We start from the raw sequence: 14078 nt of genomic DNA on the forward strand, positions 1-14078 counted from the left end.
TCAATGACGGCTACCCACGGTTGTCTGGTGATGGCGAAGCCCACCGGATCGGTTTGCAACATCGACTGCACCTACTGTTTTTATCTTGAAAAAGAGGCGCTTTATCCCGAACGCCAGCAGAACTGGCGCATGTCAGATGAAACGCTGGCGCTGTATATTCAACAGCATATCCATGCTCAGGATGGCGAGCAGGTGATGTTCTCCTGGCAGGGCGGGGAGCCCACCATGATGGGGTTGCCTTTTTTCCGGCGCATCGTCGAACTGTGCCAAAAATATGCCGGCGGCAAGCGCATTCAACACGCGCTGCAAACCAATGGGCTATTGCTGAACGATGAGTGGGCGCGCTTTTTCGCCGAACACCGCTTCCTGATCGGCATTTCGATCGACGGCCCGCAAGCGCTGCACGATCGTTACCGTACCTCGCGCTCGGGCAAAGGCACCCACGCCCAGGTACTGGCCGCCCTCACTCTGCTGCAAGAACACGGCGTCGAATTCAACACGCTTACCGTCGTCGGTAAGCATAACGTCGGCCAGGCGCGCGAGGTTTACGAATTTCTTTTGGCCGCAGGCTCTCGCCATATTCAATTCATTCCATTGGTTGAACGCCTGAGTACGGCGGAGAGCACCGCGCTGAAGCTGGTCATGCCGGGCGAAAGCGCCGCCACGCTGGCGCCCTGGACTGTGCCAGCCTGGCAATACGGCGAGTTTCTCAATCAGATTTTCGATATCTGGGTGCGGCGGGATGTCGGGCGCGTCTCTGTACAGATGTTTGACGTGGCGCTATCCGCCTGGTGCGAACAGCCGCCGGTGCTGTGCGTATTCGCCGAAACCTGTGGGCACGCCTTCGCTCTGGAAGCCAACGGCGATCTGTATAACTGCGATCACTTCGTCTATCCGGAGCATCGGCTGGGGAATATTCATCAGCAAGATATCCGCACCTTGAATAACAGCGAGCAGGCGCATGTGTTCGGCCGCGCGAAAAAGACGTCGCTAACGCCGGATTGCCGCCAATGCGAATTCAGGTTCGTCTGCCACGGCGGATGCCCCAAACACCGCTTCGCCGTGTCGCCGTCCGGCCATCCGGGGCATAACTATCTCTGCCCGGGGTACAAGCATTTCTTCCGGCATATCTCTCGCGAAATGAACCTGATGAAGGACTTGCTCGCCAACGGCTACCCGGAACAGGCCATCATGTACGCGTTGGCTCAGGAACAGCGGGCCGGCGCCGGCAGCGCCAAACCCAATGCTCCCTGCCCATGCGGCAGCGGTAAAAAGCATAAGAAGTGCTGCGGTGCGAAAAAATAAGCCCAAAAGCCCGGTAAACGTCACCGGGCTCCTTAACTTGCGTCACGCTACTTCACCGCCAGCGTGACCGCGTCCTGCTTGAAGCCGTAGCGGCTCAGCGGCGTGATCATCACCGACGTCGGTCGCCCTTCCACCGCCAGCGTCTGCGTCTCGCCCGCCATCAGGTAGTAGTTCTCCAGCGTCACCACCTTGCCCGACGGCTGCAGCGTCAGCTGCGGCGCCAGCCGCACCACGTGCAACCCGCCGTTGGTGAGCGTCAGCCGACCGTCCGCCGCGCTCAACCGCAGGTCGTCCCACGGCGTCTTGCTCACCGCCACCGATTTCGGCTGCAATATCAGCCCGATGCTCTGACGCACCGGCATCCGCGCGCTGTTGTCCACCGCCTGCCCTATCCCCTCGAACGACGCCTTCAGCATCACCTCGTGCGGCAGCGCCGTACCCGGCTTCAGCACGAAGTTCACCTGCTGGCTCTGCCCCGCCTCGATGCGCGCTATCGGCGGCGACAGCAGCACCGCCTTGCTGAACCCTTTGCCATCCAAATCCTCCACCTTCGTCGCCAGCAATATCGGCTCCGACGAGCTGTTCCTGATGCTGAAGCTCACCCGCCCCGGGTTCTCCTCCAGCACGATGCCCATGCTCTCCAGCTGAAACGACGCCCCGGCGGAATGCGCCAGCCCCAGCGTCAGCCACAGCCCGCCCAGCAGCTGCGCCAGGCTCCGTTTTATCGTCATGATTGCTCCTCTCTTCTCATCCATTATCGGACGAGCCGCCCGCCGCACGGCAGACGCCATCGCCCTCTTCGTACAACACCGACGGGTCGAACGCCGCCGGCACCGCGTAACTCACCACGCATTCGTTCATGTTCAGACGCCGCACCCGCAGCGCCTTGCCGATATCGTCATTCACCAGCATCAGGTTGCCCTCGCCTATCAGTGTACCCAGCAGCTGCCCCCGCTCGTCGTGCACCGACGCCCCGGTCGGCAGCAGCGCGCCGCTCTCATCCCGCAGGGTCAGCAGCAGCTGGCGCACTTCGGTCACCCGAAAACGCCGCTCCGCCACCGTGCCGCGCGCCAGCTCGAACGCCGCTTCGGTGCTGTCCAGCCGCAGGTTCAGCGGAAGCGACAGCGTATCGACCTGCGCGCGCAGCGGCATATAAGGCATCAGCATCGGCAGCAGCGCGTCGCCGGCAAAATCCGTCATGCCGCTGCCGCCGCCCGACACCCTGACCCCCGACTGTCCCGCCACCCTCATCACCGCGAAGGTGTCGCCGATGCGCTGCGGTGACGTCACCCAGGTGCCGTTGGCCACCCCCAGCCCGCCAGACGATGCAAGCGACAGCGAGGAACTGCCCTGCCCGCTGTGCGAGGCCCCCAGCGACAGCCGGGTATACGCCGTCTCGCCGCTCAGGTTGCCGGTGCCCTGGTACTCGCCGTCCGCGTCCCGCGTCACGTCCAGATAGCCGTTCAGCCGCTCGCTCACCGGCCCCTGCCAGCTGCCGCCCAGCGTCTGCTGATTGTTGCGCCGCGACTGCAGCCGGCTGCTGACGCTGCCCGCCCCCCAGGGCAGGCTCAGCCCGGCGTAGACCGCCGCGCGGTCGTAAGCGGAAGACTGCAGGTTGACGCTCAGCGTCGCCCTTCCCAGGCTGACGCCGTACGCCAGCGCATGGGTCCAGCTGCGCCGGCTGTCGCGGTAATAGCGTTCATGCGACAGCGAGTAGGTCAGCGCCCCGGCGCTCAGGGTGCGCCAGGAGAGCGCCGCCCCGCCGTTGTAGCGCTGCCGGGCCGCCCCTTCCGCCTCTGCGGGCGGGTTCAGCCCTTCGTCCGCGTCCCGAAAGCCTTCGGTGCGGTACTGCGACGACAGCGACAGCGCCAGATGGGGCCCCAGCGCCACCTGCCCCTGAGCCTCCAGCTGCACGCCGGACTGCCGGCCACGGGTGAAGGTCGCGCCGCCCGACAGCCAGTTGCCGGCGTCGTCACTCACACTGCCCTGCCAGCCCAGCCGATGGTAGGTGCGCGCCAGCAGCCCGCCCGCCGTTATCTGCCCCCGGCCGAGACGGAACGCCTGCTCACCCAGCAGCAGCGCCGGCGGCGAGGCGCCCTCTCGCCCGGCGCCGTACGGGCGGTAGCGCCCCGCCGCCAGCCGATAGCCGCCCGCCCGGCCCGCCGGGTCGCCGGCGTCGGGGGTGACCGTAAAGCGTTGCCGCCGCCCGTCGGTTTCCGTCAACGTGACCTCGGCCTCCACCCCGGCCATCACCGGCCCCAGCTCGCTCAGCGAAAACGGCCCGGCCGGCAGCAGGGTGCGGTACATCACCTGCCCGCGCTGTTTGACCTCCAGCGTCGCCGGGCTCGCCACGCTGCCCTGCAGCGGCACCGTCAGCGCCGCATCAGGCGCGCCGGCCGTCAGGGAAAGCAGCTGTCCGCCGCTGAGCGGCACGTTGCCGCTCAGCGCGCCGCCGGCGCTGAACTCGCCGAGCTGAACCACCGCCCCCCAGGCGGGAAAGTCTTTGCTCGCCGAGGTCTCGTATACCTCGAGCCGGCTGCCGCTCTCGTCGTTGCTGTAGCTTGAGCGATTGCGCAGCACCCAGTTGCGCAGGTTGACGCCCGGCTCCAGCATCGCCTGCAGCGTCTGCTGATTGCCGTAGCGCCCCTGACGCCGGTTGGCGTACAGGTCGTAGTTCAGCAGCACCGCATGGCCGCCCGACTGCTCGCTGCGCAGTTTGTCCGCATCGAACGCCGCCTCCGGCAGGGTGATTTCCACCCGAAAGGCGCCGGGAAACACCTGCACCACCGCCTGCGGCCAGTGCGAATCGAAACGTTCGCAGGCCCCCGGCGGCGGCGTGACCCGCAAACGCAGCGTCTGCGCCAGGCTTTCATCCAGACACAGCGCCCCCTGCGCATCGAAACGCACCTCTTCCTGGTAACGCTGCGCCGCATTGACCTCCAGCGTCACCCGGTGCACGCCCGGCAAAAACCGGGCGGTATTGAAAAATTCGGCGATATCCGCGTTGTACCCCAGCTGCGCCAGGGTTTTGACATCAAATCCGGCGGCAGCGGTTTTCGTCATCGGCCAGACCAACAAAAACAGCAATGCCGATGCCCTTTGCCTGATAGACACGTCATCTTCTCTGGGTTAATGCCGGGAGCGACAGATTCAGAAAAAGGGGGAGAACCCTCCCCCTTGCGTTACCCATCAGACATTACAGTCCGAACGCGAAATCCAGCGTGGTGGAGCCGTCCAGACTCGTGCCTTCGCCGATACCGCCGTGCATATCGCCGCTTTTGGCCAGGAAGGCCTCCACACTGAGTATTGCGGTGAAGGTCTTGCCGATGGCCAGCGTATTGGCATTTGAAGCCCAGCCCACGCGCTTGCCGTGTTCGAGTTGTACGCTACCCGTTGGGGAGGTGATCGTGCTGTCCTGGGTCACGAACAGTCGACCGAGTTTGCCATCAATCTGCGGGTGATAGGCTGTTACCGCATAGAACCCCAGCTTGCCGGTATTATTGATGCTACCGAGACCGAAGGTTTTTCCCGTCTCGCTGGCGGTGCCCAGACGGTTGTCGATAACGTTGAAGGTCATCGGCGTTTCGGCATCGCATTTCACCTTCATGGTGCCGTTACCATTTATCCCCAGGCTGACCGCTTTGTCCCTGTTGATTTTCGTATGGTTGATGCTGCCGTAATCAAAAACCCCGTCGTTAGGGAGTGACACCTCACAGGTCGGCGCCACCAGCTCCCCCACCACTTTGATTTCCGCGCTCGGGCCGGCGGCCAGACTGCCCCCGGCAACAAGCAGCGTGGACGCTACCATCACACGCAATGCAATTTTATTCATCAGTCGACATCCTTATATCGCTTCAATCCAAAGAACTTTCTCAGGCACTCAAATGCCGTACGCGAAACTGAGCGTGGAAGAGCCATCCAGTTTGACGTTATCGGTAATTGGGCCCTTCATGTCTTTGGCCGAGGCCAGATAAGGCTCAACCTCCAGCATGGCGGTAAACAGCTTGCCGCTGTTTTGTACGTTGCCCGACTTTGCCCAGCCGGTGATGTTGTTTTTATCGATATAGGCGGAACTGACGGTGGTGAACGCCGTGGTGCCTTTCTTCACGCTGAACAGCGCCGAAGGTATGCCATTAACCCCAGCGCTGAGGACGTTGACTTTATAATAGCCGAGCTTGCCGTCGCCATTGACGCCCCCCAGGCCAAAGTGAGCGCTGCCGGTTGCACTGGCGGTCCCCTCACGGTTATCGACCACGGTGAAATTCAGGAAGGTTTCGGCCTCGCAATTAACGACCAGCTGCTTTTGCGACTTGGCTAACGCCGTGGCCGCCGCTGAGTTGATTAACCCATTGGACAACTTACCCAGTTCGAAAACACCGTCGTTGGTGATGGACACCTCACAGGATGGCACCGCCATTTGCCCTTTCACTTTCAATTCCGGCGACATAGAGGCCGCAGAGACCTGATTCGCCATCATCAGGATTGCGGCGATGCTTGCAGAGATTACTGTTTTTTTCATCATGAATATCCATACTCATAGTTAATATTATCCCGTTCAAAACAGATGACAGGATGTTAAGCGGAGATAAACCCCGTTTTGCCACTCAAATTCACTGTCGTTACCCATGCCGGCGTAAAAACAATGCATGAATTGACGCTGCGCACTTATTGCTTGTTATTCAGAGCCCGAAAACGAAATTCAACGTGACAGAGCCGTCCAGCCCCACTTTATCGACGGCGAGAATATTGGCGTCCAGAACCGGCGTCACTGAAATATCCATGGTGTAGGTCTGGCCGGCGGCGCGCGTCGCATCCGCCAGCAACCAATCGGTACGCTCACCGGAAATCAGCGCGGCTTCAGTGTTCGGCGGCACTGACGCATTGCGTGAACGCAACGTAGCCGGGAAGCCGTTTACGGCAGAGTGAGACAGCCCCAACAGAAAATAGCCAACGGGTTGCCCATCCGGCGCATTGCCCAGCCCGAAACGGCGCAGATCCGGCTCATTGCGGCTGGCCGCGCGGTTATCCGTCGGAATGATGGCCAGATAAGTATCGCCTTCACAGCGTACCTGCCAGGTTTGTTTCAAGGTCGGTAATCTCTGCGCCTCACCCCGAGCGCCTCCCCGCACGGCGCCATAATCATAAACGCCGTCATTACCGGCGATAACGGTGCATCCTGAATGTTTTATTTTCCCGGATACTTTCAACTCAGCCGAAGGCGCAGCGATAAGTTGACCGGAAAAAAGAACCCATAAAGCGATCAGGCTTGTTTGCAACAGTCTCTTTTTCATCCCAGCGTGGTTTCCATTCCCATTAATCCGCACGCTTGCAATTACGCAAGCCATCGATGAGACAAATAGTTCTCACTTCCCCTGACGCAGAAGCGATAAACGTTCTCTCATTAGATAACCATCAATTTTTATTTCTCAGCACGGCTTCACCTGCATCAATGCCAGCGACGATGCAGGAAATGCCAATTTAGCGTCCCGGAACAACAATTGAAATATAAAACCAAATACGGAGGAAAATTCAGAGCATATAGCAGAATAAGTAGAAAAAAATAGGCTGAGACGACTAAAAAACAATAAAATCATACCAACAGACAGACAAACGCCCCATGATAATTACATTTAATTAACCGCCACAGCCACACATTAAAAATATACACAGTACATTAAAACCGAAAAACAGCCCAAATGATAACTCACATAAATAATTAATATAGATCCAACAAAAAATGAATGATGATATGCCGTCACTCCCCCCTCAGATGTAACGACAAAGGCTCTCGTTTCTCTCTGCGCCGTTTTCTCATTGCGGGAATGAGCTGAAAATATTCGGCACGGCAGATGAAACACAACCGCAATCCCATCAGGATAACCATCGGACCGAATTGGCAAACAACGAGCGGTTTACAGCGCCCGCGAATAGACCCGCGAGGCTTCTCCCCAGGGGTGATAGCCGAGCCCGTTATAAACGAAGCCATTACGCTCGTAGTAACCCTCCAGATCGGTGCACAGGTGCAGCTGCGGGAAGCCCAACCGGCGAGTTTCCGCCGCCACATGCTCAATCAGCTTGGCGCCGCAGCCCCGGCCGCGCTGCGTTTCCTCTACGTAGAGCGCACACAGCCAGGGATACAGCTCACCGCGGCTGATAAAGTCGTTGGTAATCAGCCCCGCACAGCCGAGGATCTGGTCATTTTCCATCAGCAGGTACCACTGCGGCAGCGGGTTGGCGGCGCCGAGGCTGCGGTTGATAGCGTCTTCATACATCATCAGCGTCTCTGCCGTGGCCCAGTGCCGCTGAAAATATGCAATGGCGCGCGGCGCCAGCTCGGGCGCTTGCCGCACCGAAATCATGTCCATCGTCATTCCCGTTATTCATGTTGTCAGCGTAGAATTATGCAGCAATATGCAGAGTATGGCAGTGGCATTCCGCCGCCGTCATTCACCCCAAGGAGTCATCATGACGCAAAACATCTATGACAATCAGGCCTTTTTCGAAGGCTACGCGCAGCTCAGCCGTTCGCAGCACGGCCTGGACGGCGCGCCGGAATGGCCCGCCATCCGCCGTATCCTGCCGGATTTGCAAGGCAAAAGCGTGGTCGATCTCGGCTGCGGCTACGGCTGGTTCTGCCGCAGCGCGCGCGAACAGGGCGCCGCCAACGTACTGGGGCTGGACGTCTCGGAAAAGATGCTGGCCAAAGCGCAGGAGATGACTGCCGACGCGGGCATCGAGTATTGTCGGCAAGATTTGGCGCAGCTGCAGCTGCCACCGGAAAGTTACGATCTGGTCTACAGCTCGCTGACGCTGCACTACCTGGAAGATCTGGCCGCGCTGTTCGCCATGGTTTACGCCGCGCTGAAACCCGGTGGGCAGTTTATCTTCACCGCCGAGCACCCGATCTACACCGCCCCGGCGCAGCAGGGCTGGCTGACCGACGGCAACGGGCAGAAATCCTGGCCGGTCAACGGCTACCAACGGGAAGGCCAGCGCGTCTCCAACTGGCTGGCGGAAGGCGTCATCAAGCAGCACCGCACGCTCGGCAGCTATATCAATCTGCTGGTGCAGCAGGGGTTCATCATTGCGCATTTGAACGAATGGGGCCCCAGCGCGCAGCAAATCGCCGCTAATCCGGCGCTGGACGAAGAGCAGGAACGCCCGATGATCTTCATTCTCGCCGCCCGCAAACCCGCCTGATGCTTGCCTGATTTACCCGCAGTACACCATTAACACCGCCAAATTTGGGGAGGCCGCCTCCCCCCAACGGCTATTGCGCCGGCAGCGCCGCCCCGTGCGCCGCGAAGTGCGTCAGCGCCTCGCCCTCCATGCGATAGCGCACCCACTCGCCCTGCGGCTGAGCGCCGATGCTGAGGTAGAAATCGATGGCCGGTTGATTCCAGTCCAGCACGCTCCACTCCAGGCGGCCGCACTGCCGCTCGCACGCCAGCCGGGCGATGTGCCGCAGCAGGGTTTTACCGGCGCCCGCGCCGCGATGCTTCGGCGCCACGTACAGATCTTCCAGATAGATGCCGTTTTTACCCAGCCAGGTGGAGTAACTCATAAAGAACACCGCATAGCCCGCCGGCTCGCCGTTCACCGTACAAATCAGCGCTTCTGAACAGGCCCCCGGCCCAAACAGGCTGCGTTCGATATCTTCCACGCTGGCCAGCACCTGCTCGCGCGCCTTTTCGTACACCGCCAGCTCGATAATCATATCCAGAATCAGTTTGGCATCGCTTTTTTGCGCCGAGTAAATCTCAATGGTCATGGTGAATCCTGAGTGTATTGATGACTGTGCTTGCCAGCATATAGCGCCTCCAATACTGTATGAACTGCATTTTCATCAACAGGTAATGAATATCATGCATCTGGATTTGAAACGTCTCGATCTCAACCTGCTGCTGGTGTTCGAGGCGGTGTATCGGCTGCGGTCGGTGACACGCGCCGCCGCAGAATTGGCCCTCAGCGCATCGGCGCTGAGCCACGCGCTGATCCGGCTGCGCAAGGCGCTGGCGGACGAGCTGTTCTACCGGGTCGGCAACGACATGCACCCGACGGTGTATGCCGACAGCCTGGCTCCTACCGTCAGCGAAAGCCTGGCGCTGCTGTCTAAAGGGCTGCATCCGCGCCCGCGCTTCATCCCCGCCGAAAGCCGGGAAAGCTTCACTTTCGCCGTTACCGATTACACCGCCTTCGCGGTGTTTCCGGCGCTGATGGCGCAGATGCAGCGTCTGGCGCCTGGGCTGTCATTTCAGCTGCGCTATTCCGAGCGCAAAGTGGCGCTGAACGATCTGCTGGCGGGGCGCATCGATTTCGCGCTGGGCTTTACCGAAACCGACGGCGAAAGCTACCCGGAGATCGACGAGGTGAGCTGGCTGGAGGATGAGTATGTGGCGGTCTGTTCGCCCGCGTTCAGCGCAAGATACGGCGAACTGACGTTGGAAAATTACCTGCGGGCGCGCCATCTGGTGGTGACGCCGTGGAACGAGCAGCGCGGCGTCATTGACTATCAGCTCGACAAACTGGGGCTGCAACGCGATATCGCCATTCGCACGCCTTCATTGCTGGGTGCACCGTTCATCGTCGCCGACAGCGAACTGGTGATGAGCATGCCGCGCTACGCCGCGCAAAAATTACGCCAGGCGGCGGTACTGGATGTCCACCCCCTGCCGTTTCCGGTGCCGCCGTATCAGATCAAAATCTACCTGCACCGTAAGAACGGCAGACCGGAGGCCTGCCGCTGGTTGCGGCAACAGCTGCAGGCGCTGGCGGCGTTATAACGCCGGTTCGCCGATCGGCAGATACCCCTGCCACAGCGGCCGGGCCGGCTTGCCGTGCGGGTTGGCCCGCAGATGAACGTGATAACCCTGCAGCGCCTGCAGCAGCAGGCAGTCGTCCACTTCAGCCAGATCATCCTTGTGTTGCTGCGCGCTGTCCCTCAGCAACACCCGCTTGGCTTTGTCTTTAGCCTCATCGGCGGAACGCGCCACGAACAGGCCGAACTGGTGCAGTTCCGCCAGCTCATCGCTGCGGTAACCGCCCACATTGACGAAAAACAGCTTCTCTTCACCGGCGAACGGCGCAGGTTCCAGGCTTACGTCGTAACCGTCCGCCCAGTCGATGCGCGCATAGCCGTCGACATGCACCTTGCGCTTGTCGCCAAACCACTTTTCACGCAGCAGCGGGTAAGCCTCTTCCGGCCGATCCGCCGCCGCAAACTGCACGTCGTGCAACTCAATATTGGCGCCCGGCGCCGTACCGCCCACATAAAACATCAATAATCCCGGCATGTTATTCTGCTCTCCTTGGTGATAATCGCTGTATAAATTAATACATAACGAAACATCTGCCAACGGCGGCGCCATTCTGTGTTATCAATAGATGAGGTTTAATCTGTTGTGGAGGAACGCATGGCATTCAATATCGGTGATTTTGTGCAACGCACTACCGGCGGCCCAAAGATGACCGTGGTGGCGATCGACGGCGAAACCCTGGTTTGCAGCTGGAATGAACTGGGTCAAGAGCAGCGCACGGAGGTGCAGGCCAGCGACGTGGCGCTGTACCACGAAGACGGCGATTTCGGCGTCTGCTGAATGACCGGGGCGCGCCGCGCCCCGTTATCGCCTCAGGCGCGAATGTCCTGATAGGCCGGTGTGGTATCGAACTCATGCTTGGCGAACGGGCACAGCGGAATGATTTTGCGCTGTTCCGCGCGCATTTTCTCCACCACCAGCGCCACCAGCTTTTTGCCGACGCCCTGTCCCTTCAATGACTCATCTACCCAAGTGTGATCGATAATAGTCAGCTTGTCGCCGCTCGGCACGAAAGAGATCTCGGCGATCGTCTTGCCCTGCTCGTCATTGATATAAAAACGCTTCTCGTCTGCCAGTATTTTAAGATCCATATTATTTCTCCCTATATTTCAGTGCGCCGCTGGGGCAAGTGTCGATAACGCGTTTCACCTCCGCCGCGTCGGCATTGTCCGGCATAATCCACGGGCGGCGGTTCAGGGTAAAAATAGCCGCGTTGCCGCGCACGCAGTTGGCGGAATGGCGGCATATCGCGCTGTTAAAATAAACGTCAATCTTATCGCCGGAATAACGGCGGTAACCGGTTGCGGTCAATTCCTCGTCCATCATGGCCTCACATTGCCTGTTTTATTGTTTTTGCTCCAGGCTCAAGTATAGGCAATGTCGCCGGCTTCACCACGCGTCTCGCTCACCGAAAAAAGAGGCGCAACCGCCCGCCGCCGCTAGAAAAAAACGTAAATTGATCTAATCTTTAATCAGCAAGACAACATAATTCCGACAGTGGCTAAGGAGTTCGAAATGGGTGATAGCTCAAAAGACGGCGTAATTCTGCTGTCCCGCATTCTACTGATGGTTCTGTTTATCATTTTCGGCTGGATGAAACTGGTCAACTTCGGTGCGACCGTCACGGCGATGGAAGGTTATGGCACGCCGATGCCTTATTTGGCGGCGATTATCGCCGTGGTGGTGGAGTTTATTTTCGGCATCGCGCTTATTCTCGGCCTGTTTACTCGCCCTATCGCGGTCATTTTCGCCCTGTATGTTCTGGGCACTGCGTTTATCGGCCATCCGTTCTGGAAGATGACCGGCATGGAAATGATGGGTAACGAAATCAACTTCTTTAAAAACATCAGCATCATTGGCGGTTTGCTGTTGCTGGCGGTGACCGGCGCCGGCCGTTATTCGCTGGACTATAAAATATTTAATAAATAATTCATCGATGGCCGGCGAGATTCGCCGGCCATTTTATTTGGATTATCCTTTCAACGGCTGCGCTTGGCGTGGCGCTCGAAGTTTTCCGCCTTGGCCTGCGCCGATTTACGCAGCGTGACGTAGCAAGCCCCCTCGCCGCCGTCGCGGGGTAAGGCACGGCAAAACGCCTGCACCTGTTCAAACTGCGCCAGCCATTTGGCGACGTAACTGCGCACGATATTCTGATGGCTCTCGTTCTGGCGCCCGCGGCCGTGTACGATCAGCAGCGAACGCAGGTTTTGCGCCTCCGCCTGCTCGATAAAGCGAAACAGCGCCTGCCGGCTGGCTTCAACCGACTGACGCAGCAGGTTCAGCGACGCCTGCGGCGGGTAACGGCCGTTGCGCAGCTTGTCCAGCACGCCCTGCTGAATGCCTTCCCCTTTGAACTCCAGCGGCTGTTCACAGGGGATCACCTCGAGAAAGTCGGTGCTGAGGAAATTTTCTTGCAGCAGCCGCTGCGCTTCGAGCCGCGCGCTTTTGTCCGTCGTCTCCTGCGGCTTGAGGTACAGCGTCTGCCGCCCGCTCGCCAGCGGCACCACGTCCGCCATCGCCTGTTCAAAAAAGTCTTTTTCCTGCTCGCTCATGTTCCACCTCTCTTGAACGGCAGCCTTTACGGCCGGGGATGGGGACGATTGTAAGACGCCTTGGCGCGGTTGCAAGCCGGGAATTGTCAGCGGCATTTGTCTCATTTGTCGTCAACGGGTGAGCTTGCGAGCAGTTTTCGCTATACTGCTAAGCCATCATTGAGTGCCGCAAAGGATCGAGCCCATGACAATGCGCGAGCTGGAAATCCAGTTTCAAAATGCGATGAATGAGTTGCAGAGCAGCTTCGAACGGCAACACCGCAAATGGCAGCAAAGCTACCAGGCGCTGCAGCAACTGCTGGAAGAAGCCAAACAGCGCGAAGCCGCGCTGCGGGCGCAGAATGAACAACTGGTGCGCAAGCTGAGCACCGCCAGCTCGGTGCCGGAACAGCATGCGCTGGTGAAGCAGATCAAAATGCTCGGCGCCCATCTGGATGCGCTGGCCAAAGACGCGGCCACCTTCAATCACCACCTGCGCCAACAGAGCGCGGTCGGTAATTTCAGCGGCGAACAGCATTGATAACAGGCGCTGTCGCACAGCGCCTCCCGCCCCTCTTCTGGCGTATTGAGAGTGTAATAAAGCCTAAATGACCTGGATCATCCTCGCCGCCCTGATCGTCGTATTTATTATCGGTTACCGCATTTTGACGTCCGACACCCGTAAAGCCATCGATTCGCTGGCCCATCTGCTGAGGGTCAAACCGATGCTGATCGAATCGATGATCCAGGAAATGGGCGGCCGCCAAAGCCAGACCTTTATCCGCATGCTGAACAACGGCTACACCGAAGAGATGCACCAGGCCGCTTACCTGCTGTTCATCTACCTGACGTTCATCAAGCAGGCGGATGACGAACAGATCGGCCAATGGCGCGATATGCTGCTGCGCGCCGGGCTGTCGCCGGAGCTGCACGCCGAACACACGGAAGCGGCGCTGTTTTACTTCGCCGAGCTGGATATCGATGCGTTTGAACTGGCGCAGTTCCGTCGCGCCTACAATGAGCGTTTCAACCGCGAAGCATTGGCCCACGGCTAATAGCGTCCCCCTGGGGCGGGGGACCGATTACAGGAACATGCTGTAGAGGTAGCGCGACAGCGCTTCGCGCGAGCTGAAGCCGTGTGCGATGCCGTAACGCTGGTTCGGGGCGTCGCCGCTTAAATCCAGGGGAAACTCCAGATACTGTTCGCTGGTGCGCACCGGCGAGGTCGGCGTGGCGAAATGCACGCTTTTCTCTTTCAACGCCGGGTGGATCACCAACGCGGTTCTGCCCATCCGCGCTTCGCGATTCACATACACATAGTGTGCGCCCTTGCGGTAGCCATAGGCCTGATCGGTGACATAATCACGCTCAAAGCCGGTATTCTCCAACACTTTAGCCACTTCATCCGGCCGTAAATACATCGATT

Annotated in this window: 19 protein-coding genes; 7 read left to right on the plus strand and 12 right to left on the minus strand. The window is 59.3% G+C overall.

All coding sequences use genetic code 11. The features are described 5' to 3' along the window. Positions 1-3: 3 nt before the first annotated feature. On the plus strand, positions 4-1305 hold the full coding sequence (locus ATE40_RS15705; RefSeq protein ID WP_063919933.1) for an anaerobic sulfatase maturase: 1302 nt from the start codon (positions 4-6) through the stop codon (positions 1303-1305). A gap of 47 nt (positions 1306-1352) precedes the next feature. Here the strand turns inward: ATE40_RS15705 and ATE40_RS15710 are convergent, their stop codons facing one another. The 6 genes from ATE40_RS15710 to ATE40_RS15735 all read right to left on the minus strand — a co-directional run bounded on the left by ATE40_RS15710 (position 1353) and on the right by ATE40_RS15735 (position 7670). Beyond that, a complete protein-coding gene (locus ATE40_RS15710) occupies positions 1353-2036 on the minus strand; it encodes a fimbria/pilus chaperone family protein (protein ID WP_063919934.1) in 684 nt (227 codons plus the stop codon). A gap of 16 nt (positions 2037-2052) precedes the next feature. Further along, complete coding sequence (locus tag ATE40_RS15715) at positions 2053-4368, minus strand: fimbria/pilus outer membrane usher protein (protein WP_244889050.1); 2316 nt, start codon at positions 4366-4368, stop codon at positions 2053-2055. A gap of 133 nt (positions 4369-4501) precedes the next feature. Then, a complete protein-coding gene (locus tag ATE40_RS15720) occupies positions 4502-5137 on the minus strand; it encodes a DUF1120 domain-containing protein (protein ID WP_063919935.1) in 636 nt (211 codons plus the stop codon). Between the two features lie 48 nt (positions 5138-5185). After that, positions 5186-5824 (minus strand): DUF1120 domain-containing protein, encoded by a 639-nt coding sequence (locus ATE40_RS15725; RefSeq protein WP_063919936.1) that lies wholly within the window; start codon positions 5822-5824, stop codon positions 5186-5188. A gap of 160 nt (positions 5825-5984) precedes the next feature. Beyond that, complete coding sequence (locus ATE40_RS15730; RefSeq protein ID WP_080062487.1) at positions 5985-6650, minus strand: DUF1120 domain-containing protein; 666 nt, start codon at positions 6648-6650, stop codon at positions 5985-5987. Between the two features lie 567 nt (positions 6651-7217). Next, a complete protein-coding gene (locus ATE40_RS15735; protein ID WP_084799208.1) occupies positions 7218-7670 on the minus strand; it encodes a GNAT family N-acetyltransferase in 453 nt (150 codons plus the stop codon). Positions 7671-7770: 100 nt separating this feature from the next. Here ATE40_RS15735 and ATE40_RS15740 point away from each other — a divergent pair, with 100 nt between their 5' ends. Further along, on the plus strand, positions 7771-8505 hold the full coding sequence (locus ATE40_RS15740; RefSeq protein WP_063919938.1) for a class I SAM-dependent methyltransferase: 735 nt from the start codon (positions 7771-7773) through the stop codon (positions 8503-8505). Between the two features lie 70 nt (positions 8506-8575). Here ATE40_RS15740 and ATE40_RS15745 read toward each other — a convergent pair whose 3' ends face one another. Next, positions 8576-9076, minus strand: coding sequence for a GNAT family N-acetyltransferase (locus ATE40_RS15745; protein ID WP_063919939.1), 501 nt, complete (start codon positions 9074-9076; stop codon positions 8576-8578). An 85-nt stretch (positions 9077-9161) separates the two neighbouring features. Here ATE40_RS15745 and ATE40_RS15750 point away from each other — a divergent pair, with 85 nt between their 5' ends. Next, positions 9162-10088: a LysR substrate-binding domain-containing protein gene (locus ATE40_RS15750; protein WP_063919940.1), complete on the plus strand. Its 927-nt coding sequence runs from the start codon at positions 9162-9164 to the stop codon at positions 10086-10088. On the opposite strand, the gene ATE40_RS15755 is transcribed toward ATE40_RS15750, so the two are convergent. After that, complete coding sequence (locus ATE40_RS15755) at positions 10083-10598, minus strand: DUF1543 domain-containing protein (RefSeq protein ID WP_063919941.1); 516 nt, start codon at positions 10596-10598, stop codon at positions 10083-10085. The two genes, ATE40_RS15750 and ATE40_RS15755, sit on opposite strands and share 6 nt — an antisense overlap. Before the next feature lie 120 nt (positions 10599-10718). On the opposite strand from ATE40_RS15755, the gene ATE40_RS15760 reads away from it, so the two are divergent. Further along, positions 10719-10901 (plus strand): YodC family protein, encoded by a 183-nt coding sequence (locus ATE40_RS15760; RefSeq protein WP_019452265.1) that lies wholly within the window; start codon positions 10719-10721, stop codon positions 10899-10901. A 32-nt stretch (positions 10902-10933) separates the two neighbouring features. Here the strand turns inward: ATE40_RS15760 and ATE40_RS15765 are convergent, their stop codons facing one another. Next, a complete protein-coding gene (locus ATE40_RS15765) occupies positions 10934-11212 on the minus strand; it encodes a GNAT family N-acetyltransferase (RefSeq protein ID WP_019452264.1) in 279 nt (92 codons plus the stop codon). A 1-nt stretch (position 11213) separates the two neighbouring features. Further along, positions 11214-11444, minus strand: a complete 231-nt coding sequence (locus ATE40_RS15770; RefSeq protein WP_025159532.1) for a (4Fe-4S)-binding protein — start codon at positions 11442-11444, stop codon at positions 11214-11216. 192 nt (positions 11445-11636) lie between these two features. Between ATE40_RS15770 and ATE40_RS15775 the strand changes: the two genes are divergently transcribed. Then, entirely contained in the window at positions 11637-12050 is a 414-nt protein-coding gene (locus ATE40_RS15775) for a DoxX family protein (protein ID WP_019452262.1), read from the plus strand. A 50-nt stretch (positions 12051-12100) separates the two neighbouring features. Here the strand turns inward: ATE40_RS15775 and smrA are convergent, their stop codons facing one another. Continuing rightward, positions 12101-12673, minus strand: coding sequence for a DNA endonuclease SmrA (smrA, locus tag ATE40_RS15780; RefSeq protein WP_063919942.1), 573 nt, complete (start codon positions 12671-12673; stop codon positions 12101-12103). Positions 12674-12857: 184 nt separating this feature from the next. Between smrA and ATE40_RS15785 the strand changes: the two genes are divergently transcribed. Then, positions 12858-13193, plus strand: coding sequence for an MbeD/MobD family mobilization/exclusion family protein (locus tag ATE40_RS15785; RefSeq protein ID WP_063919943.1), 336 nt, complete (start codon positions 12858-12860; stop codon positions 13191-13193). Positions 13194-13260: 67 nt separating this feature from the next. Beyond that, positions 13261-13707 carry a DUF1198 family protein gene (locus ATE40_RS15790; protein ID WP_063919944.1) on the plus strand — a complete coding sequence of 149 codons (447 nt, stop codon included), beginning with the start codon at positions 13261-13263 and terminating at the stop codon, positions 13705-13707. A 27-nt stretch (positions 13708-13734) separates the two neighbouring features. Here the strand turns inward: ATE40_RS15790 and ATE40_RS15795 are convergent, their stop codons facing one another. After that, entirely contained in the window at positions 13735-14073 is a 339-nt protein-coding gene (locus tag ATE40_RS15795) for a DUF2002 family protein (RefSeq protein WP_019455568.1), read from the minus strand. Between the last annotated feature and the right edge of the window lie 5 nt (positions 14074-14078).

Origin of the sequence: Serratia surfactantfaciens, from assembly GCF_001642805.2 — a bacterium.
GTDB lineage: Bacteria > Pseudomonadota > Gammaproteobacteria > Enterobacterales > Enterobacteriaceae > Serratia > Serratia surfactantfaciens.

Bases quoted from the DNA above. Each gene is read 5' to 3' on its own strand.
- ATE40_RS15785 (WP_063919943.1), top strand. From the start codon at position 12,858: ATGACAATGCGCGAGCTGGAAATCCAGTTTCAAAATGCGATGAATGAG.
- ATE40_RS15790 (WP_063919944.1), top strand. From the start codon at position 13,261: ATGACCTGGATCATCCTCGCCGCCCTGATCGTCGTATTTATTATCGGT.
- ATE40_RS15725 (WP_063919936.1), bottom strand. From the start codon at position 5,824: ATGAAAAAAACAGTAATCTCTGCAAGCATCGCCGCAATCCTGATGATG.
- ATE40_RS15755 (WP_063919941.1), bottom strand. From the start codon at position 10,598: ATGCCGGGATTATTGATGTTTTATGTGGGCGGTACGGCGCCGGGCGCC.
- smrA (WP_063919942.1), bottom strand. From the start codon at position 12,673: ATGAGCGAGCAGGAAAAAGACTTTTTTGAACAGGCGATGGCGGACGTG.
- ATE40_RS15710 (WP_063919934.1), bottom strand. From the start codon at position 2,036: ATGACGATAAAACGGAGCCTGGCGCAGCTGCTGGGCGGGCTGTGGCTG.
- ATE40_RS15715 (WP_244889050.1), bottom strand. From the start codon at position 4,368: ATGACGAAAACCGCTGCCGCCGGATTTGATGTCAAAACCCTGGCGCAG.
- ATE40_RS15760 (WP_019452265.1), top strand. From the start codon at position 10,719: ATGGCATTCAATATCGGTGATTTTGTGCAACGCACTACCGGCGGCCCA.
- ATE40_RS15720 (WP_063919935.1), bottom strand. From the start codon at position 5,137: ATGAATAAAATTGCATTGCGTGTGATGGTAGCGTCCACGCTGCTTGTT.
- ATE40_RS15750 (WP_063919940.1), top strand. From the start codon at position 9,162: ATGAATATCATGCATCTGGATTTGAAACGTCTCGATCTCAACCTGCTG.
- ATE40_RS15770 (WP_025159532.1), bottom strand. From the start codon at position 11,444: ATGGACGAGGAATTGACCGCAACCGGTTACCGCCGTTATTCCGGCGAT.
- ATE40_RS15795 (WP_019455568.1), bottom strand. From the start codon at position 14,073: ATGTATTTACGGCCGGATGAAGTGGCTAAAGTGTTGGAGAATACCGGC.
- ATE40_RS15740 (WP_063919938.1), top strand. From the start codon at position 7,771: ATGACGCAAAACATCTATGACAATCAGGCCTTTTTCGAAGGCTACGCG.
- ATE40_RS15730 (WP_080062487.1), bottom strand. From the start codon at position 6,650: ATGGCTTGCGTAATTGCAAGCGTGCGGATTAATGGGAATGGAAACCAC.
- ATE40_RS15775 (WP_019452262.1), top strand. From the start codon at position 11,637: ATGGGTGATAGCTCAAAAGACGGCGTAATTCTGCTGTCCCGCATTCTA.
- ATE40_RS15705 (WP_063919933.1), top strand. From the start codon at position 4: ATGACGGCTACCCACGGTTGTCTGGTGATGGCGAAGCCCACCGGATCG.
- ATE40_RS15745 (WP_063919939.1), bottom strand. From the start codon at position 9,076: ATGACCATTGAGATTTACTCGGCGCAAAAAAGCGATGCCAAACTGATT.
- ATE40_RS15735 (WP_084799208.1), bottom strand. From the start codon at position 7,670: ATGGACATGATTTCGGTGCGGCAAGCGCCCGAGCTGGCGCCGCGCGCC.
- ATE40_RS15765 (WP_019452264.1), bottom strand. From the start codon at position 11,212: ATGGATCTTAAAATACTGGCAGACGAGAAGCGTTTTTATATCAATGAC.